General features: G+C 67.6%; 21 protein-coding genes and 1 pseudogene. 12 read left to right on the top strand and 10 right to left on the bottom strand.

Going from position 1 to position 19,229, the window contains the following annotated elements:
• Nucleotides 1–22: 22 nt before the first annotated feature.
• On the bottom strand, nucleotides 23–682 hold the full coding sequence (locus tag MLP_RS07255) for a nucleoside/nucleotide kinase family protein (protein ID WP_013862388.1): 660 nt from the start codon (nucleotides 680–682) through the stop codon (nucleotides 23–25).
• Between the two features lie 149 nt (nucleotides 683–831).
• On the opposite strand from MLP_RS07255, the gene MLP_RS07250 reads away from it, so the two are divergent.
• A complete protein-coding gene (locus MLP_RS07250) occupies nucleotides 832–1,692 on the top strand; it encodes a phosphotransferase family protein (RefSeq protein ID WP_013862387.1) in 861 nt (286 codons plus the stop codon).
• 269 nt (nucleotides 1,693–1,961) lie between these two features.
• Here the strand turns inward: MLP_RS07250 and MLP_RS07245 are convergent, their stop codons facing one another.
• Nucleotides 1,962–2,171: a hypothetical protein gene (locus tag MLP_RS07245; protein ID WP_156821071.1), complete on the bottom strand. Its 210-nt coding sequence runs from the start codon at nucleotides 2,169–2,171 to the stop codon at nucleotides 1,962–1,964.
• A 138-nt stretch (nucleotides 2,172–2,309) separates the two neighbouring features.
• Here MLP_RS07245 and MLP_RS27905 point away from each other — a divergent pair, with 138 nt between their 5' ends.
• The 5 genes and pseudogenes from MLP_RS27905 to MLP_RS27315 form a co-directional block, all read left to right on the top strand.
• Nucleotides 2,310–2,702 (top strand): hypothetical protein, encoded by a 393-nt coding sequence (locus MLP_RS27905; RefSeq protein ID WP_156821070.1) that lies wholly within the window; start codon nucleotides 2,310–2,312, stop codon nucleotides 2,700–2,702.
• A gap of 27 nt (nucleotides 2,703–2,729) precedes the next feature.
• On the top strand, nucleotides 2,730–3,347 hold the full coding sequence (locus tag MLP_RS07235) for a SatD family protein (protein ID WP_013862383.1): 618 nt from the start codon (nucleotides 2,730–2,732) through the stop codon (nucleotides 3,345–3,347).
• Nucleotides 3,344–3,910: a hypothetical protein gene (locus MLP_RS07230; protein WP_013862382.1), complete on the top strand. Its 567-nt coding sequence runs from the start codon at nucleotides 3,344–3,346 to the stop codon at nucleotides 3,908–3,910. Before MLP_RS07235 ends, MLP_RS07230 begins: the two co-directional genes overlap by 4 nt.
• 59 nt (nucleotides 3,911–3,969) lie before the next feature.
• Nucleotides 3,970–4,539 (top strand): YbaK/EbsC family protein, encoded by a 570-nt coding sequence (locus MLP_RS07225; RefSeq protein ID WP_013862381.1) that lies wholly within the window; start codon nucleotides 3,970–3,972, stop codon nucleotides 4,537–4,539.
• A 13-nt stretch (nucleotides 4,540–4,552) separates the two neighbouring features.
• A pseudogene (locus MLP_RS27315) lies at nucleotides 4,553–5,209 on the top strand (DUF817 domain-containing protein); the annotation flags it as partial.
• A gap of 129 nt (nucleotides 5,210–5,338) precedes the next feature.
• Here MLP_RS27315 and MLP_RS07220 read toward each other — a convergent pair.
• From MLP_RS07220 to MLP_RS07205, 4 genes are all read right to left on the bottom strand, one after another.
• Nucleotides 5,339–6,106 carry a sulfite exporter TauE/SafE family protein gene (locus tag MLP_RS07220; protein WP_013862379.1) on the bottom strand — a complete coding sequence of 256 codons (768 nt, stop codon included), beginning with the start codon at nucleotides 6,104–6,106 and terminating at the stop codon, nucleotides 5,339–5,341.
• The gene (locus MLP_RS07215) at nucleotides 6,103–7,320 is read right to left on the bottom strand and encodes an SPFH domain-containing protein (RefSeq protein WP_331442782.1); all 1,218 of its coding nucleotides are present in this window, start codon (nucleotides 7,318–7,320) and stop codon (nucleotides 6,103–6,105) included. The genes MLP_RS07220 and MLP_RS07215 overlap by 4 nt, the downstream gene beginning before the upstream one ends.
• Before the next feature lie 51 nt (nucleotides 7,321–7,371).
• Nucleotides 7,372–7,848, bottom strand: coding sequence for an NfeD family protein (locus MLP_RS07210; RefSeq protein ID WP_041789820.1), 477 nt, complete (start codon nucleotides 7,846–7,848; stop codon nucleotides 7,372–7,374).
• 92 nt (nucleotides 7,849–7,940) lie between these two features.
• Nucleotides 7,941–8,726 carry an ABC transporter ATP-binding protein gene (locus tag MLP_RS07205; protein ID WP_013862376.1) on the bottom strand — a complete coding sequence of 262 codons (786 nt, stop codon included), beginning with the start codon at nucleotides 8,724–8,726 and terminating at the stop codon, nucleotides 7,941–7,943.
• Nucleotides 8,727–8,806: 80 nt separating this feature from the next.
• Here MLP_RS07205 and MLP_RS07200 point away from each other — a divergent pair, with 80 nt between their 5' ends.
• From MLP_RS07200 to MLP_RS27025, 4 genes are all read left to right on the top strand, one after another.
• Entirely contained in the window at nucleotides 8,807–9,526 is a 720-nt protein-coding gene (locus MLP_RS07200; protein WP_013862375.1) for a hypothetical protein, read from the top strand.
• Between the two features lie 24 nt (nucleotides 9,527–9,550).
• Complete coding sequence (locus MLP_RS07195; protein ID WP_013862374.1) at nucleotides 9,551–10,513, top strand: cyanophycinase; 963 nt, start codon at nucleotides 9,551–9,553, stop codon at nucleotides 10,511–10,513.
• 84 nt (nucleotides 10,514–10,597) lie between these two features.
• A complete protein-coding gene (gene cphA / locus MLP_RS07190; protein WP_013862373.1) occupies nucleotides 10,598–13,423 on the top strand; it encodes a cyanophycin synthetase in 2,826 nt (941 codons plus the stop codon).
• Between the two features lie 122 nt (nucleotides 13,424–13,545).
• Nucleotides 13,546–14,004: a superinfection immunity protein gene (locus MLP_RS27025; protein ID WP_013862372.1), complete on the top strand. Its 459-nt coding sequence runs from the start codon at nucleotides 13,546–13,548 to the stop codon at nucleotides 14,002–14,004.
• Between the two features lie 123 nt (nucleotides 14,005–14,127).
• Here the strand turns inward: MLP_RS27025 and MLP_RS07180 are convergent, their stop codons facing one another.
• The 3 genes from MLP_RS07180 to MLP_RS07170 are packed head-to-tail and all read right to left on the bottom strand — an operon-like array spanning nucleotide 14,128 to nucleotide 17,420.
• Nucleotides 14,128–15,861, bottom strand: a complete 1,734-nt coding sequence (locus MLP_RS07180) for a Mur ligase family protein (protein ID WP_041789819.1) — start codon at nucleotides 15,859–15,861, stop codon at nucleotides 14,128–14,130.
• A 22-nt stretch (nucleotides 15,862–15,883) separates the two neighbouring features.
• A complete protein-coding gene (gene fabI / locus MLP_RS07175) occupies nucleotides 15,884–16,654 on the bottom strand; it encodes an enoyl-ACP reductase FabI (RefSeq protein ID WP_013862370.1) in 771 nt (256 codons plus the stop codon).
• A gap of 46 nt (nucleotides 16,655–16,700) precedes the next feature.
• Complete coding sequence (locus MLP_RS07170; RefSeq protein WP_013862369.1) at nucleotides 16,701–17,420, bottom strand: beta-ketoacyl-ACP reductase; 720 nt, start codon at nucleotides 17,418–17,420, stop codon at nucleotides 16,701–16,703.
• A gap of 75 nt (nucleotides 17,421–17,495) precedes the next feature.
• On the opposite strand from MLP_RS07170, the gene MLP_RS26165 reads away from it, so the two are divergent.
• Entirely contained in the window at nucleotides 17,496–17,933 is a 438-nt protein-coding gene (locus tag MLP_RS26165) for a DUF3099 domain-containing protein (protein WP_049804488.1), read from the top strand.
• Nucleotides 17,914–18,156: a hypothetical protein gene (locus MLP_RS07160; RefSeq protein ID WP_013862367.1), complete on the top strand. Its 243-nt coding sequence runs from the start codon at nucleotides 17,914–17,916 to the stop codon at nucleotides 18,154–18,156. The genes MLP_RS26165 and MLP_RS07160 overlap by 20 nt, the downstream gene beginning before the upstream one ends.
• Here the strand turns inward: MLP_RS07160 and moaA are convergent.
• Entirely contained in the window at nucleotides 18,153–19,217 is a 1,065-nt protein-coding gene (moaA, locus tag MLP_RS07155; protein ID WP_013862366.1) for a GTP 3',8-cyclase MoaA, read from the bottom strand. The genes MLP_RS07160 and moaA overlap by 4 nt on opposite strands.
• Between the last annotated feature and the right edge of the window lie 12 nt (nucleotides 19,218–19,229).

Genomic DNA, 19,229 nt, shown 5'->3' with positions numbered 1-19,229 from the left:
AGGGCTCACGCCGAATCGGAGATCAGCCGAGCATCGCGCTCACCTGGCACGGATCGATGACGCGTGGCACGTTGCTGGTGTTGTCGACAACCAGCGTCGCGCGTTCCCATGGTCGGGCGGCTGCGTAGTAGATCCGCTGGCCGCCGACATAGCGACGCATCGAGGCATGGTCAGGGTCCGAGTGCGAGCCGTCGCGAATCGCCATCCTGCGCGCGGTCTCGGCAAAGGGCACATCGAGGAAGACCGAGGCATCCCATCGACGGACGAGTTCGTCACGGTGAAGGAAGAGCCCCTCGACGAGAACAACGGCGTCTGACGGAGCCAGCACCGGATCAACCAGATGCTCGGTGTCGTTTGCTGAGTCATAGCAAGACGGCCGATACCAAGCCACGCCTTCGCAACTGAGCGGGTCGAGGACGTGAGTGCGAAGAGCGTCGTAGTTGTAGGAGTCCAGCCAGAAACCCTCCGGCGACGAACGTCCCCGCGCATACCGCAACTTGGAAGGGTTCAGGAAGTCATCGACGTGTACGACGATCGTCGGACGCCGGTCGAACTGCCTGGCGAGCCGATGGGCGAAGGTCGTCTTTCCGCTTCCGTCCGGGCCGTCGATCGCCACGAGCACGCGTGATGACGAAAGCTCCCGAGAGAGCCGCAACGCGATCTCCTCAATGCCGGAAGTCATGGGCCCAGCATCCCCGATCAGGCCGAGCCAACCTGCGGAGGACTCGTACGTGGCTACGGCCAGAGCAACCGAGTCGGCCTGTCTTGACGTCTACCCGCCGTTGGCTGATAGTCGTCCAGTGCGGGACTACTGATCGGAGCAGATTCGGGGTGCCTGAGCACGCGTACGGCTGGATCGTCGCGCAGATCGGCAGTGGCGCAAAGGTGATGGCGGCGCGCTCACTGCACGGCGGTGAGAGCCCCTGGTGGATCGACCTCATGACCAGTGGCGGATCGGCGGTCACCGTGGTGTTCCGGTCGCTGAGCAGCCGGATCAATCCCGAAATGATCGCCACGAATGCGGCCGCGCTTGCCATTGCCGAGCAGTACGACCTACCGGCTCCTCGCCTGTTGGGCGCTGACCTCACCGGTCAATCAGTCGGCGCACCGGCGACCTTGGAGACTGTCGTGCCAGGCACCGGGTGGCCGGTCGAATGCTCGGCCGAGCTGCTGCGAGCTGCTGGCGCGGCCATGGCCCGAGTCCACGCGATCAGGATGAAGCCAAGTCCTGTCCTTCCTTTTCGGCCTCGCCCGATTGTGATCGATGACTTCGCCACTGAACGCCGACTCGGACGGATGCCGACCACACCACTGCTCACTCACGCCGATGAACGGCTTCGAGCCGAACCAGTGCCGACTGCCGTGTCGGACGTGTTCGTTCATGGGGATCTCTGGCCTGGCAACACCGTGGTGGCGGGGAAGAGCGTCCGTGGCCTGATCGACTGGAAGCTTGCTGGCGTCGGGAGCCCGGGCGTGGATCTCGGCGAGCTCAGAAAGCAGGTGGCGATCGTCTACGGCCAGGATGCCCCGAGATTCGTGCTCGAGGGCTGGGAACGAGCCACTGACACCCGGGCGCTCGACATCTCCTACTGGGATGCCACCGCCGCGTTGAACACCAGCACCGAGTACAACGGTCCGGAAAGTGCCGCCCGCCGAGACGAGTTCCTCAGCCGCGCGATCGCCCAGCTCTGACCGCAGTCTCGACAGGCTGGTTGGGATTCCTGCACGATCGAGCTACCACCGGACCTGGTCATCAAGTGCGGACAGCGACCCACCACGCTGCCCAGGCCGGCGTAGCGGCGCGTGAACGACCCGTGGACTGGTGTCCAGCTCGTCATCGTGAAGCGGCGTCGTCACCTGATGAACCGAACGGGCATCGACCCGCGTACACCTTCATTTCGGTCGGGACTGCGATTCCGAAACGTTCCCGCGGGAACGTCTACGGCAGGAAGCGACCCCACTCAGAGCGAGTGTCGTTCGAGTTCGCGGTTCACCACTTCAGCGAGATGATCGGGGTAGTCCGCACCGACGCGGACAGCCGCAGCTCGGCCGGCAGTGTCCATGGCTGCGCGAATCGCCGCGTCTGCAGCGACCAGGAGCTCCCGGTCAGCACCCACTGGTGACAGTCGGAGCATGATCGCAAGCTGCTCGGAGCTCAGCTTCGCACTCACGAGCTTGACGCCTGTAGCCGGCAGGGGCTGATTCGACTCCACGAAGACGTCGTAGAGCATTTGCCGCGCCTGCTGTACGCCCTACAGCGCACCCAGCAGGTCGCGGCGAACGTCGAGCATCATCGGGAGGATCGCCTGTTGTCTCCAGAACTCGGTGATGATCGCCGTGATGCGCCCGGCGTTGGGTCCCGGGCCGACCCGCACGGGAGGCACCTCCGCATCGAGGCCGTCACGATCGAGCACGACAGTGCGCCTCCGATGTGGGGACTCCGGGAGGTGACCGACAGCCTCGATGACTACGTCGATACGGCAGAAGTCCTCGGTCATCGCGTAGGCGATGAGTCGCGAACCAGGGATCTCTTTCGCGATGAGCATAGGCACGACGTTCTCGAACCAGTGGCTCCAACCATCGACGAACTCGTCGAAGTCGTCATCGTCGATGGCGAGGATCAGGTCGAGATCAGAGGCAGCATCGGCAGTTCCCCGAGCCGACTCCTAAACACTTTCGTCAAGTTCATAACCTTGCTCTAGCTATCAGCAAGCTTATAGTCTTGACAGATGCCGTACGTGATGACTGTCGACCAGATCTCGTCTCGACAGCGACGCGACGCCGTGCCGGCTGCGATCACCGCGATGGCGACCCGGTTCCCACACGCGAAGACGACGAGGACGGTTGGTGACGAGTTCCAGGCGCTTTTCGTCGCCGACCCGATGTCAGTGGTCGATGCCATCCTGATGCTCATGCGAGAAGGCAGTTGGCACGTGGGCATCGGCATCGGGCCGGTCGAGGAACCCGTCCCTGATGATCTCCGGGCGGCCCGAGGGCCGGCCTTCCTCGCGGCCCGACAAGCTGTCGAAGAAGCCAAGGAGCGCAGCAACCACCTCCAGCTGGTCGCCACGCCCCCGGCAGCGGAGGAAGGCGTTGACGCGGAGGTGCTGCTGGAGCTGCTGCTGACGCTCCGAGCCCGGCGCAGTGATGCCGGCTGGGCAGCGGCGGAGCTGGCCGATGCGGGCCTGACGCAGGCCGCTATCGGCACCGAGCTCGGCATCAGCCGGCAAGCAGTCAACCAGCGACTCCAGGCTGCTCAGTGGGCGTTGGACGCTCGATCGCGGCCCGTGGCTGCCCGCCTGTTGGCCCGGACCGAGCAGATCACGACCGGCGGGATCGCCCCATGACGGGTTCGGCCATTGCCCTGCTCGCCCTCTGGCTGGCGCTGTCCGTGCTGAGCCTGTGGATCTGGTTGCCGGCCGGACGCGGACCCGCGGCTGCGCCGCGCACGAGCCGGTCGGTGCGCATTGCCGTCCTGACCGCGATGGTCGTGCTGATCGGCGCATGTGCGGTCTTGTCAGCCGTCTCGGGCCGGCTCGATGAATCCTGGCGCTGGGTGGCCGGCGCACTCGGCATCGCTGTCACCGTGCTGGGCGGCGGTGCCCTCACGACGATCATCTTGGCCCTCGCCGGCGACACCACCGGCAGCAGCGCCCGGGTGCAGCGTGACGTGCTCCGCGGTGGCGCGTGGATCGGCGCCCTGGAGCGCCTGGCGGTGCTCGGCGCCCTGATCGCCGGCTGGCCCGAGGGCCTGGCAGTGATCGTGGCGATCAAGGGATTGGCTCGCTATCCCGAACTCCGGACGGCATCCAGCGCCGGCAGCGGCGCCAGCGAGCGGTTCATCATCGGCACGTTGGCCAGCCTGGGCTGGGCGGCAAGCTGTGCCTGGGTGCTGACCAACCTGCTCTAGCAACCTGACTCAACCCCACCCAGCCCGATATAGCCCCACTTCTGCCTTAGCCTCGATGGGTGACCACCCCAATCCTCGGCACCCCAACACTCGGCACGCTGACTTGGCAGCCGGCCGCCGAACGCGCCGATCTCCTCGCCGAACCCGTGACGGCCGCGGTCAGCAACGTCCCTGCCGACCTGCGGGCCCGCCTCTATGTGGCAGAGATCGACCCTTCGCTGGCGGACACGGCCGCGTTCTGTGCCGCGTACGAGATCGGTCTGGATGCTTCGGCCAACTGTGTCGTGGTCGCCGGGCGGCGTGGCGAGTCCAGCAGCACCGCCGCCTGCCTCGTGTTGGCAACCGATCGAGCCGATGTGAACAAGACCGTCCGCAAGCACCTCGACGTTCGCAAGATCTCCTTCGCCCCGATGGACGACGCAGTGTCCCAGACCCAGATGGAATACGGCGGCATCACCCCGGTCGGGCTCCCCCGGTCCTGGCCGATTCTGGTCGACACCCGGGTGATCGCCCAGCCCTGGCTGGTGATCGGCAGCGGGCTACGACGCAGCAAGCTCGCCATCGCCGGCGAGGACATCCCGACCCTGCCCGGCGTCGAGGTGCTCGACCTGACGATCAGCCAGTCCTAGCAACCTCGGACTGATGCGGGCAGCCGTCGCTCAACTGGTCCGCTTCGGCTGGATCGAGACCCAGTGCTGTCTGTTCGCGATCGCCATCTTCCTCGGGCTGGCGGTGAGCAGATCCGTTCCCTTGCCCATTCCGCGCTACGACGCGCTGCTGGCGTACGGAATCCTGATCACGGCGGTGTTCTTCGTGCTCCGCCTGGAGACGGCTCGCGAGGTCGCCGTGATCGTGGCCTTCCACGCCCTGGGACTTGCACTGGAACTGTTCAAAGTGCGGGTCGGTTCCTGGTCCTATCCCGAGGACGCCTGGACCAAGATTGCCGGAGTGCCGCTCTACTCCGGCTTCATGTACGCGGCGGTCGGCTCCTACATCTGCCAGGCATTCCGGCGCTTCGACCTGCGCGTGAACCGCTTTCCCTGGCTGCCCGCCGTGATCCTGGCGGCGGCGGCGTACGCGAACTTCTTCAGTCACCACTGGCTGCCGGACCTGCGGGTCCTGATCGCGATCGGCTTCGTCATCGTGCTGTGGCGGAGTCGGGTTGGCTTCACCGTGGGCCAGCAACGGTATGCGATGCCGCTCAGTCTGTCGTTCGTGCTGATCGGGTTCTTCCTGTGGGTCGCGGAGAACGGAGCCACCTGGCTCGGCGCCTGGCAGTATCCGGATCAAGCCGACTTCTGGCAGCTGGTGCACGTCGGCAAGTGGGGCTCGTGGGCGTTGCTGGTGAGCCTGAGCTTCGTCCTGGTCGCCGCGGTCAAGCTGGGCGAGGGCCGGTTTTACAGCTCACCGCCGCACCAGGTTCACGGCTCAGCGCACCAAAGAGACGATCGCGAGCACGCCAACAGTCACGATGACCACCCGATAGACGACCGGCGGCAGCTTGCGACCGATCCGTGCCCCGACCTGCGCGCCCAGGACCGAGCCGATGGCCAGGGCCAGCACGATGGACCAGTCGACCTCGGAGATGATCACGAAGACGACCCCGGCGACCGCGTTGGCGATCATCACCAGCACGTTCTTGAGCCCGTTGATCCGGGCCATGCTCTCGGCCAGCGCGACGCCCATGATGGCCATCACCAGCACGCCCTGGGCGGCGCCGAAATAGCCGCCGTACATGCCGGTGAAGACAATCGCGGGGAACAGCCAGGCCGGCCCGACCGCCGACACGTCACCGGCACCGAGTCGCTCCCGACGGGCGGCGATCTGCCGTGTCAGCCAAGGTCCGATGATCACCAGCACGCAGCCGAGACCGATCAGCACCGGCACGATCGCCTTGAACGCTGACGGCGGCAGCCAGAGCAGCAGCAGGGCGCCGACGATGCTGCCGAGCAGCGACGCAAGTCCGTAGCGGAGCACCCGCGGTCGCTGTCCGGCGAGATCCGGTCTGCTGGCCAGCGCCGCCGACAACGAGCCGGGGGCCAGGCCGATGCTGTTGGACACGTTGGCGAGCACCGGTGGCACACCGAACGCCAACAACGTGGGAAAAGTGATCAAGGTACCGGTGCCCACGACGGCGTTGATCAGCCCGGCACCGCCGCCCGCCAATGCGACGAGCAGCAGCTCCCACCAGCTCACTGCAGCTGCTGGCCCTCCGGCTGAGGCTGGGCCTCCGGCTCAGGCCAGGCCGCCGGCTCCGGCTGACCGGTGCCGATGCCGCGCTGCTCGCCCTCCCCTGGCAGTCGAAGCGACGCCGGCCTCGGTCGTCCAGCACGCTCCAGCTCCTGCGCCTCCGCGATCGCCTGCTGCATCAGCCGCGCAGACTCCTTGGCGTCTGCTTCGGCCTGCTCGGTGATCTCGGCCTGCACATCGACCGGCTCCGGTGCCGCGAACTTGGACCTGTCGACCGTCGCTGCCTGGTCGATGCCCTGCACACCGCCGGACATCGAACCGGTGAGCGAGCCGACCGCGCCGCCCAGACCCTCCAGCGCCTTGCCGATCTCGCTCGGCACGATCCAGACCTTGTTGGCGTCGCCCCGGGCGATGCTGGGAAGCATCTGCATGTACTGATAGGCCAGCAACGCCTGGTCCGGCTCACCGGCATGGATGGCATTGAAGACCGTCGTGATGGCCTGGGCCTCGCCCTCGGCGCGCAGCATCTGCGACTGCCGGTCCGCCTGGGCCCGCAGCACCGCCGCCTCGCGATCACCCTGGGCTCGCAGGATGGCCGATTCCTTCTCACCGCCGGCCGCCAGGATCTGGGACTGCCGCTGGCCTTCGGCGATCAGGATCGCGGCTCGCTTGTCCCGCTCGGCCCGGGCGCCCTTCTCCATCGCATCCCGGATGGTGGCCGGCGGCTCGACCGTACGCAGCTCGACCCGGTTGACCTTGATGCCCCACTTGCCGGTGGCCTCGTCCAGCACCACCCGCAGCTTCTGGTTGATCTCCTCGCGGCTGGTCAGGGTCTGCTCCAGATCCAGTCCGCCGATGATGTTGCGCAGCGTGGTCATGGTCAGCTGCTCGATGGCCTGGATGTAGTTCTGTGCCTCGTACGCCGCCCGCCGGGCATCCAGGATCTGGTAGTAGATCACCGAGTCGATGTTCACCATCAGGTTGTCCTCGGTGATCACGCCCTGCGGCGGGAAGGGCACCACGGCCTCGCGCATGTCGAGGGTGTAGCGGACCCGATCCAGCACCGGCACCACCAGGTGCGGTCCGGGCTCGAGGATGCGGTGGAATTTGCCCAGCCGCTCGACCACGCCGATCTGCTGCTGGCGTATCACCTTGATCGTCGCGCCCAGGAACAGCGCCACGGCCACGGCGACCGCCACGATCACGATCAGTACTGCCAGATCCATCTCACTCACCCAATCGGTTTGCTGTGCATATCAGCCGGCGAGTGCTCAGGGCAGCTCGCCGTGCTTGGGATAGACGACGGCGATCGCACCGTCGATCTCGTAGACCTCCACCTCGTCACCCTTGTCGATGACCTGGCCTGGCGTCATCGTACGAGCCGACCAGCTCAGGCCGGCGACCTTGATCTCCCCGCCGTCATAGCTGATCTGCGACACCGCAGTGCCGGTGCTGCCGACCATGGTGTCGGTGGACGACCGGTAGCCGGGCATCCGGCGTACCTTGTCGAGCAGGGTGGGCCGGAGCAACGCCAGGCTGCCAATCGACACCCCTGCCGCGACCAGCAGCTGCAGCCACCACAGGTCCGGAGCGATCAGCGCCACCCCGGCACCCGCCAGCGCGCCGGCCGCGAGCATGATCAGCACCAGGTCGAGGGACAAGATCTCGGCGACCGCGAGCAGCGCAGCAACACTGAGCCAGATGACCCAGATGTGCTCGCCCAGCCAGTCGGTCAAGTTGATCTCCATGTCGCGCCGCCTTTCCATCCATCGTGCCAGACAGCGGCAATTGATCTGATCAATGTGGTCCGATCAGAGGTGTCCCGGTCGGGCGTGCCCGATCAGGCGACCGCGCGCGCTGCCCAACGACCGTCCGTCCGCGTCAGCGCGAGCGGCAGGTCGAAGGTGGCGGACAGGTTATCGGCGGTCAGTGTCTCTTCCACCGGCCCGGCCGCGACGATCTTGCCCTTCTTCAACAGCAGGGCGTGGGTGATACCGACCGGGATCTCCTCGACATGGTGGGTGACCAGCACCGAGGCGGGTGCGTACGGATCCTGCGACAGCTCGCTGAGCGTCCGGACCAGGGCCTCCCGGCCGGCCAGGTCGAGACCCGCGGCGGGCTCGTCGAGCAGCAGCAGCTCCGGATCGGTCATCAGCGCCCGGGCGATCTGCACCCGCTTGCGCTCACCCTCGCTGAGGGTGCCGAACGTCCGGTCGGCGAACTGACCGATACCGAGCTGAGTCAACAGCTCGTCGGCGCGCTCGTGATCGAGCTCGTCGTAGTCCTCCCGCCAGCGGCCGAGCACGGCATACGAAGCGGACACCACGACGTCGTGCACCCGCTCACTGCGCGGGATCCGCTCCGCCAAAGCCGCCGAGGTGATGCCGATCCGAGGTCGCAGCTCGAACACGTCGACCAGACCGAGCACCTCGCCCAGCAGCCCGGCCACGCCATCGGTCGGGTGGATCTGCGCGCCCAGCACTTGCAGCAGGGTGGTCTTGCCAGCGCCGTTCGGGCCGATCACGACCCACCGATCTGACTCCTCGATTCGCAGGCTCACCGAATCGAGCAGGGTCGACCCCCCACGGACGATGCTCACGTCGGCCAGATCAACCACTGCCACCATGCGAGCCAACCTATCGTTCTCGCCCGGGAGCCGTTTCATGCAGGAGCGACGTGTCACGCCACCCTCCTATGCTTCGCCTCGTGACGTTGCCTGCCGCCGTTCGCCTGGTCACCCATCTCAACGCCGCCGCGACCGACCCGAGTCTGCGCGAGCGGGCGCCGTATGCCGTGCAGGGCGGCGATGTCGCCCATCACGTGATCGACGCCAACCACCTGATCGGGCTCGACCCCTGGCAGGCCGAACCGCTGGCCGAAGTCTTCGACCGACTGGTCGACCATCCCGGCCGGCCCTGGCTACTGGCGCTGCCGAGCCCTGGTCGGCTCGCGCCGTTGCGTGGACCGGCCGAGCTGACCCGGTCGGCGCTGGCCGCCGGCGCGGCCGTGGTGGCCAGCGGCGGCGGATTGGCCCTCGTACCGCATCGGGTGGGTCCGGCCGTGCAGTGGATGCTGCTGCCCGCCGAGCCTCCCGCCGGGCTGCCGACCTCGTACGAGGCTGAACGCCAGCTGAGCGAGACCGTTCTGGCCGCGGCGCGAGTGTTGACCGATCTGGACGTGGCCGGCGGCACGAGGCCGAAGGACACCGCCATCGAGCTCGCCCCGGGCATCCCGCCACGGCAACGGCTGGCCGCCGATCGCGCTGCCAGACTGTGGACCGCGTGCTCGGCGGCCCTGGACGACGACGGCAGCGCCCTGTCGGTCTACGAGGCCGACCGCCGCCGACAGGCCCTCCAAGCGGTACGGGATGCCGCCGGAGAGGCGCTGATCGCCGCCCTCAACTGGCAGCAGATCCCACGGTGCTGATCCTTCTCTCCTATCCTGTCCGGCATGCTCGACAGCCACGCCGCCGGACCGGGCGGCACCCTGGGCACCTTGTTCGCGATCGGCGGAGCGGAGGCGAAGCTGCGACGCCGCACGGTGCTGCGCGCGTTCCTGGCCGCCGCCGGCGGCTCACAGGCCCGGATCGTCGTCGTACCGAGCGCCTCCTCACTCGGCCCGGAGGTCGTGGAGGTGTACGAGGCGGTCTTCAGCACCCTCGGTGCCGCCTCGGTCGTCTCGGCCCGGCCGGAGAGTCGAGCCGACGCCCGAGACCCCGAACTGGTCGCCCTGCTGGATGACGCAACCGGCGTCTTCATGACCGGCGGCAACCAGCTCAAGCTGAGCAACTTCATCATCGGCACCCCGTTCGCCGACGCCGTCCACGCCGCCTACCAGCGCGGCGCGGCCGTCGGCGGCACCTCGGCCGGCGCCAGCATCGTCGCCGAGCACATGATCGCCTTCGGCAGCGGCGGCTCCACCCCCAAGCAGCGGATGAGCCAGCTGTCGGTGGGCCTGGGTCTGCTCCGCGGGGTGGTGATCGACCAGCACTTCGAGCAGCGCAACCGGTACGGTCGGCTGCTGTCGCTGGTGGCCCAGTCGCCGTCGCTACTGGGGATCGGCGTGGATGAGGACACCGCCGCGATGGTCCGGCACGGCGACCAGCTGGAGGTCGTCGGCCGCGGCGCGGTGACGATCATCGATGGTTCGCACCTGGTCAGCAACGCGTACGCGGCCAAGCGGACCGCGCCGCTGCTGGTGTCTGGCGCCAGGATCCATGTGCTGCCGGCCGGCAGCCGGTTCGACCTGTCCAGGCGGGTGCTGGTCGAGGAGGCCGAGCCGCTGCCCGACGCCGAGCTGGCCGATGTCCGCGCCGCCGAGTCCGACCTACGCGGGCTGGCCCGGGACATCGCCGCCGAGGGCGTCTCCCCCACCAACTACGCACGGCATCTGCGCCGCACTCGCCCGAGCTGACCGGCACAGGACACACTCCCCGATTTGGTGCAAAGATCAGCGACGGAGCCCCACCGCCGAACCACCAATCCTTCAGGAGTTCTCGTGAGTGAGAGTGAGACTGTCGCCGCTGTGCGTCGTCCTGAGTTGAAGATCTTGTCCAGCCGGGTCTTTCGTGGCCCCAATGTGTGGCACTACGAGCCGGCGATCCAGCTGGTGGTCGATCTCGGCGTGCTGGAGGACTTCCCGACCAACACCATCCCAGGGTTCACCGAGGGACTGTTGGAGCGACTGCCGGGGCTGCGCAACCACACCTGCAGCCGCGGCCACCGCGGCGGGTTCGTCGAGCGGTTGGAGGAGGGCACCTGGCTCGGGCATGTCGCCGAACATGTGGCACTGCAGCTGCAGCAGGCCGTCGGCCACGACATGCGGCGCGGCAAGACCCGCGGCGTCAAGGGTGTGCGCGGTCAGTACAACGTGATCTACGCCTACTCCGACGAGACCGTCGGCCTGGCGGCCGGCCAGCTGGCGGTCCGGCTGGTCAACGATCTGGTCGAGCACGACCCGGAGTTCGACTTCGATGCCGAGTTCGAGCGCTTCATCATCCGCGGCGAGCGGGCGGCGTTCGGGCCGTCCACCCAGGCGATCATCGACGAGGCGGTCAGCCGCGACATCCCCTACATCCGGCTGAACACGTCCTCGCTCGTCCAGCTCGGCCAGGGTGTCCACGCGAAGCGGATCCGGGCGACCATGACGTCCAACACCTCCTCGGTGGCAGTGGATATCGCCAGCAACAAAGAGCTCACGCTGACCCTGCTGGGCAATGCCGGTCTGCCGGTGCCGCGGTCGCAGTCCGTACGCCGGGTCGATGATGCCGTCCGGCTGGCGGAGCGGATCGGCTATCCGGTGGTGGTCAAGCCGCTGGACGGCAACCACGGCCGCGGCGTGATCTTGAACCTGACCGATGCCGACGCCGTCCGGGCCGGCTTCGAGGTCGCGTACGAGGAGTCCCGCAACGGCTGGGTGATCGTCGAGACATACGTGACCGGCAAGGACTATCGCTGCCTGGTGATCGACGGCAAGATCGCCGCGATCGCCGAACGGGTCCCAGCGCACGTGATCGGTGACGGGACCTCGACCGTCGCCGGACTGGTCGAGCAGACCAACGCCGACCCGCGCCGCGGCGTCGGGCACGAGAAGGTGCTGACCAAGATCAAGGTGAACGAGGCCGCGATCGAGCTCGTCGCCCAGCAGGGTTTCGCGATGGACGACGTACCGCCGCAGGGCGAGATGATCAAGCTCACGCTGACCGGCAACATGTCCACCGGCGGCATCTCGATCGACCGGACGATGGAGGCGCACCCGGAGAACATCGAGATCGCCGAGGAAGCCGCCCGGGTGATCGGGCTGGACATCGCCGGCATCGACTTCATCGCTCCCGACATCACCCAGCCGGTCCGCGAGACCGGCGGCGCGATCTGCGAGGTCAACGCCGCACCCGGTTTCCGGATGCACACCCATCCGACGATCGGCGACCCGCAGTACATCGCCAAGCCCGTGATCGACATGCTGTTCCCGCCGGGCTCGCCCAGCCGGATCCCGATCATCGCCGTCACCGGGACCAACGGCAAGACCACCACCTCCCGGATGATCGCCCATATCTTCAAGGGCATCGGGCGCAAGGTAGGGATGACCTCCACGGACGGCGTGGTGATCGACGAGCGGCTGGTGATCCGTTCCGATGCGTCGGGCCCGCGCTCGGCGAAGATGGTGCTGCAGAACCCGCGCGTCGACATGGCGGTGTTCGAGGTCGCCCGCGGCGGCATCCTCCGTGAGGGACTGGGTTATGAGCGCAACGACGTCGGCGTGGTGCTCAATGTCCAGCCAGATCACCTGGGTCTGCGCGGCATCGAGACCGTGGAACAGCTGGCCGACGTGAAGGCTGTCGTCGCCGAGGCCGTGCCCCGCAACGGCTACGCGGTGCTGAACGCCGACGATCCGCTGGTCCGAGCCATGCGCCGTCGGTGCTCCGGCCGGGTCGTGTGGTTCACCCTGGCCGAGCCGGGCACCGAGATCCGTGAGTCGGTGGAGGATCACTGCCGGCGTGGCGGCCGGGCGGTGATGCTCGACCGCAGTGAGCTCGGCGACATGATCAAGGTCGTCGAGGGCCGCCGCTCGATGCAGCTGGCCTGGACCCATCTGCTGCCGGCCACCTTCGGAGGGCGGGCCATGATGAATGTCCAGAACGCGATGGCCGCTGCGGCTGCGGCCTTCGCCGCCGGCGCGTCCTTGCACGACATCCGGCAGGGATTGCGCTCGTTCTCGACCAACTACTACCTGTCCCCCGGCCGGCTGAACGAGGTCATCGTCGAAGGTCGTACGGTCGTCGTCGACTACGCCCACAACGTCCCCGGGCTCATGATGCTCGGCGATTTCGTGGACAAGACCGGTGCGGCCTTGGACAAGGCCTCCGAGCTGGGCCGGGTGAGCCGGATCGGCGTCATCGCCACCGCCGGGGACCGGCGCAATGCCGACATGCGCGAGCTCGGCGAGGTCGCCGCCCAGCACTTCGACGTGGTGATCGTCCGCGAAGACAACGCCCTCCGCGGTCGACGTCGTGGAGAGGTTGCCGATCTGATCGCCCAGGGTGTCCACGACGCCATGGCCGAGGGCGCGCGCTGCAAGCAGGTCGAGATCGTGCTGGACGAGCTGGAGGCCACCCGGCATGCCATCGCCCGGTCCAACCCGGGCGACCTGATCGTCATCTGCGTCGACCAGCACGGCTCGGTGATGTCGGAGCTGGAGAGCTACAGCCGGCAGGCCCAGCCCGGTGCCCGCCGCGACGACCACGCCAACACCAACGCGGTGTCCGATCCTGACTTCATGGCCGAGGCAGTTCCCTCCGAGGTCGTCGAGCCGCCGCTGTTCTGAGGTGTGCGCAAGGTCCTTGTCGATCACGAGGGAGCCCGCTCATTTCTACGCGGCACGGATCTGCCTCTAGAGTGGTAAGGACGCCTGATCGCATTCCCCAGGCGTGTGTGTAGGAGTTTGTGATGAGCTATCCGCCTTCCCCGTCGCCCTACGGGTCCCCAGCGCCCTACGGCTCGTACGGCGCCCACACCCAGATCTCCGTCCGACAGCATGAGTCCTCGACCACGCACATCGTCATCGCCTGGATCGTCGCCGTGCTGACGGCCGGCTACATGCTGCCCTGGGCGATCGCGGCCACTCGGAACAAGAGCAACACCCTGGCTATTGCACTTGTCAACGTACTGCTCGGGTGGACTCTGGTGGGCTGGATCGTGGCTCTAGTGATGTCAGCGAGTAGCGAGCCGCGTCCCGTCGTCTACCTGAACACGGCGGTACTTCCGGCCCCCTATCCGGCGCCCCCAACGCAATACCGGGCCTACGCCCCGGCGCCATATCAGCCGGCGGATCAAGCCACCGAGCCCACCGCAGTCCTGCCGCCGTACGACGACCAGCCTTGGTCGAGGCAGAACGACCTCCGCTGACATCTTCGAGATCTGTCACTCCGTCTCTCGAGCCAGCACACCACGCCAACGAGAAGTAGCGTGCGGTTTCGATCCGGCACTCTTCGGAACCACACGCTACTTCTCGATGGGGTGGCGGAGGCACTACTCGGACGCCCGACGCACCTTCGTACGCAGATCGGCAATGGAGTCGCGCCGGCCGCCATGCTCGGCAAGCCAGGAGTCGACCTGGACTCGATCCTGGTGGGTCATCATCGCGATCACATCGCCGGGTCGTGCCTGGCCGACCAACGACGCCAACGCCGCAAGCTCGCCAGCGTGCTCGGCGGTGATGGTCACGCCGGCATGCGCGGCACCCTCCTTGATCAGGGCACCCAGCTCGACCATCGGACGACCCCGCAGGTACTCGTCCTTGTGCGCGATCTCGACCACATCACCGGCGAGGGCAGCAATCTCGCCCACGGTGACGAACACGTCGTCGCCGCGGTCGCCGGCGGTCCCCACCCCGAGCAGCAGCCGACCAGAAGCAGGTTTGATCCCCCGGGCGATCTCGATCAGGGCCTGCAACCCGGCTTCGTTGTGGGCGAGGTCGATCACCACCGAGATCTCCCCTCCGCCGCCGCCGTCACCGGCACCGAGCGGCACCGTCCAGATGTTCATCCGGCCGGGGTTGTTCACACCGGGATCGAAGGCTCGCAGCCCGTCGGCCACCTGGTCGACGGTCAGCCCGATGGCCAGCGCCGCCGAGGTGACCGCCAGCACGTTCTCCACGTTGACCCGGCTCAGTCCGGCCAAGGTCATCGGGACATCGACGACCTCCACCACCGGCAGCGGGTCGGACCCGGATCGGAGCACAGCCACCCAGCCGTCGATCACGGTGCTCACGCGCCCGCCGGCGTCGAGCACCGTCCGAGCAGCCGGCGAGTTCGGATCGGTGGTGAACACCCACACTCGCGCCTTGGTGCCCAGCCGCATCGCGAAGGTCCGCGGATCGTCGGCATTCAGCACGCACCAGCCGTCCGGCTTGGTGATCTTGGTGATCACCGCCTTCACCTCGGCCAGCTGATCCAGCGTCTCGATGCCGCCCATGCCGAGATGATCGGCGCTGATGTTGGTGACCACGGAGACGTCGTTCCAGGCCACACCGACGCCGCGGCGCAGGATGCCGCCGCGGGCGGTCTCGGTGACCGCGAGCTGCACACCCGGCTGACGCAGCACCTGTCCGGCGCCGCTCGGCCCGGAATAGTCGCCGGCCTCTACCAGCTCCCCGTTGAGATAGACGCCGTCGGTGCTCGACCAGCCGACGGACAGCCCGGTTCGCTGGGCAATGAACCCCAGCATCCGCGAGGTCGTCGTCTTGCCGTTCGTGCCGGTCACTGCCACGACCGGGATCGTGGGTTTGATCAGCCGCGGTCCAGAACCCGGTCGCGTCGCGGCCAGCTGGTCGGCCGCCTGCTGCAGCACTGCGCCGACATCTGCGCCCTCGGGGTCGCTGATGGCGTCCAGCACCGCCGCCAGCCCGTCGGCCAACACCTCGGCCCGGGCAGAGTTTCGCCAGGGATAGGCGACCACCAGTTCGCTCACCGAGGTCCCCGGCCGAGACCGTACGGCCAGTCGTTTCGCCCCGCCCGCGATCGCCAGCCGACGGACCAGATGGGCGATCGCCCGTGCCACGAACCGTTGCCGGAAGGCCGATCCCGCCGGCCCGGGGCGAGACCGGGGCAATCCCACCTCGTCTGCGAATCCCCGCGCTCGGTCCAAATCAAGATCGAGCAGCCGGCCGATGTCGAGCGTGACCTTGGCCGCAGGTCGCGGGAAATAGAGGTTCGGACCGTCCAGCAGCCGAACCTCGACCAGCGACCCGTCGCCCGCGCTCACGACCGGTCCTTGCCCATGGCGGTCAGGCGCCCATCGCGTGCACGCCGCCGTCGACATGCACGATCTCGCCGGTGGTGGCAGGGAACCAGTCGCTGAGCAGCGCGACCACGGCCTTGGCGGTCGGCGCCATGTCGCGGGCGTTCCAGCCGATCGGCGCCCGCTGCTCCCAGACCTCGTTGAACTCGTTGGCGCCGCCGATCGCCTTCTTGGCCAACGTCTCCAGCGGCCCGGCCGCGACCAGATTGACCCGTACGCCGTCCGGCCCCAGATAGCGCGCCAGATAGCGGCTGGTGCTCTCCAACGCCGCCTTGGCCACGCCCATCCAGTCGTACACCGGCCAGGAGATCGTGGCGTCGAAGGTCAGGCCGACGACCGAGGCGGGATTCGCCAGCAACGGCTTGACGGCCATCGTGAGCGAGCTGAACGAGTACGCCGACACCTGCACGGCGGTGGAGACATCGTCGTACGGAGTGGTGAGGAATTTGCCGCCGAGTGCGGTTGCCGGATTGGCGAAGGCCAGCGAGTGCACCAGGCCGTCGAGGTGGTCGACGTGCTCACCGACCCGATCGGCCAGGCTCGCCAGATGCTCCTCGTTGGTGACATCCACCTCGAGCAGCGGCGGCACCGGATCCAGCTTCTTGATCACCCGCCCGGTCAGGCTCATCGCCCGGCCGAAGTTGGAGACGATGACGTTCGCCCCCTCTTGCTGGGCGATCCGGGCCACATGGAACCCGATCGAGGTGTCGAGGGTGACACCGGCCACCAGGATGTTCTTGCCCTCAAGGATTCCCACGTGCTGTCCTTCCGATGTTCGTGAAACCGTCAGTCGATGAAACGGGTCAGTGACCCATGCCCAAGCCGCCGTCGACCGGGATCAACGCGCCGGTGATGTAGCCGGCCGCATCGCTGGCCAGGAACTCGATGGTCGCAGCGATGTCGTCCACCGCACCCAGCCGGCCGAGCGGGATCTGGCTGGTGTACTTCTTCACCAGATCCTCACCGAGGACGGCGGTCATGTCGGTCTCGATGAACCCTGGCGCGACCACGTTCGCGGTGACTCCCCGCGAGCCCAGCTCGCGCGCCAGGGAGCGCGCCAGACCCACCAGACCGGCCTTCGACGACGCATAGTTGACCTGGCCGGCCGAGCCGAGCTGGCCGACCACGGAGGAGATGAAGATCATCCGGCCGAAGCGAGCACGCATCATGCCGCGGGTGGCGCGCTTGGCGACTCGGAACGACCCGGTCAGGTTCGTGTCGATCACCGCGGACCAGTCGTCGTCGCTCATCCGCATCAACAACGTGTCCCGCGTGATGCCGGCATTGGCGACCACCACCTCGACGGGCCCGAGCTCGGCCTCGACCGCACTGAACGCAGCATCCACCTGACCTGGGTCGGTGATGTCGCACTGCACACCCAGCACGCCGGCCGGCACGTCACCGCTGCGGTAGGTGGCGGCCACCCGATGGCCTGCCGCGTGCAGCCGCTGGGCGATCCCGCGGCCGATGCCTTTGCTGCCCCCGGTGACCAGCACCACTCGGGGTTTTTGGGCCGCTGCCACGGACGTCGTCGGTTCACTATCAGTCACGGCCACAACCTATCGACAACGGGCGCGTAGGCTGAACTGGTGGGCAGCATGAAAGCTGGCACAGGTCCCCAGCAGTCGCACGGCCGGGCCGGATATCGCTCGGGCGGCGTCGCGTTCGGCTCCTTCGAGCCGATCACCGACGCGCGCTCCGGCGCGAGTGAGGAGTTGGCGCGACGCCAACGCCGGTACGCCCTCACCATGGCCTTCCGGACCGCCTGCTTCATCGCGATGATCTTCACTCCGGGGGTCTTTCGCTGGATCTTGTTCGCCGCTGCGGTGCTGCTGCCTTATGTCGCGGTGATCTTTGCCAATCAAGTCAACGAGCGCGGCCAGGGCAGCTACAGCGGCAGCGGCGCCCCGAGCGACGCACCCCAGGTGACAACCGGGGACGAACGGCCGAGTCTGACCACCGGCGAGATCATCAGCAGCGAGGTCGACAAAGACATCGACGAGGAGACCGGCAGCCATGGTCATCGGGTTCCCTAGGAGACCGAACGGACCTGAGGGGCCGGCTGAGTTGGTCTGCTCCGCTAGAGGCTGTCAGGCTCCGGCCGCGTACGACGTGTTGTGGAACAACCCGAAGATCCACACCCCGGACCGCCGTAAGCACTGGCTCGCCTGCCCGGACCACCGCGACTCGCTGAGCGCATTCCTGTCGGCCCGCGGATTCCTGCGCGAGGTCGAGGAGCTGCCCGCACAGGCGGACTAGCCGCCGATGGCCGACATCGGCCGGTCGGGCTGCAGGAAGGACGGGTCGTCGATGCCGTGTCCGGGCCGCTTGATCGCCACCACCCGGACCCACTGGTCGGCGATCTCGGAATCGGACGCCCCTGACCGCAGCGGCGCCCGCAGATCCGATTCCGTCCGGGCGAACAGGCAGTTGCGCAGCTGGCCGTCGGCGGTCAGCCGAACCCGGTCGCAGGCACCGCAGAACGGCCGGGTCACCGAGGCGATGATGCCGACCGCATGCTCGGTCCCCTGGACCCGGAACAGCTCGGCCGGCGCGCTTCCCCGGCGCTGCCGATCGATCGGGTCCTCGACCAGCCGTACCTGCTCGCTGAGCCGAGCGCGGATCTCGTCCGCGGTGACCATCTCGCTCCGCTTCCAGGCGTGCTGGGCGTCCAACGGCATCTGCTCGATGAACCGCAACTGGACGCCGGTGCGCATCGCCCACTCCAGCAGCGGATACGCCTCGTGGTCGTTCACCCCACGCAGCAGCACACTGTTGATCTTGACCGGAGTCAGCCCGGCCGCGACGGATGCCTCGACGCCGGCGAGCACATCCGCGAGCCGGGGCCTCCGGGTGATCTGCTTGAACGTCTGCGGATCGAGGGTGTCCAAGGAGATGTTGATCCGGGCCAGGCCGGCGTCGGCCAGCCGCCGAGCCCGCTTCGCCAATCCGATGCCGTTGGTGGTCAGAGCGATCGTCGGTGCCGGGTCGAGGTCTGCGATGGCCGCGACCAGCCATTCCAGATCCGGCCGCAGCAGCGGTTCGCCGCCGGTCAGTCGGACCATCGTGATGCCCAGCCTGCTGACCCCGATCCTGATCAGTCGGATGATCTCCTCATCGCTCAACAGATCAGCACGCGGCAGCCAATCGAGGCCCTCCGCCGGCATGCAGTACTGGCAGCGCAGGTTGCAGCGGTCAGTCAACGAGACACGCAGATCGGTCGCCACCCGACCGTACGCATCCTGAAGTGGCTGCTGAGTGACGGGGTCAGCTGCCGGATCCGCGAAGCGGATCCTGGGAATCGGCAGCAGCGTGGTCATCCGACGAGCCTA

Source organism: Microlunatus phosphovorus NM-1, from assembly GCF_000270245.1.
Lineage (GTDB): Bacteria > Actinomycetota > Actinomycetes > Propionibacteriales > Propionibacteriaceae > Microlunatus > Microlunatus phosphovorus.
Note: the sequence above shows the minus strand (reverse complement) of the source record. Positions and strands in the feature narration are given on the sequence as shown.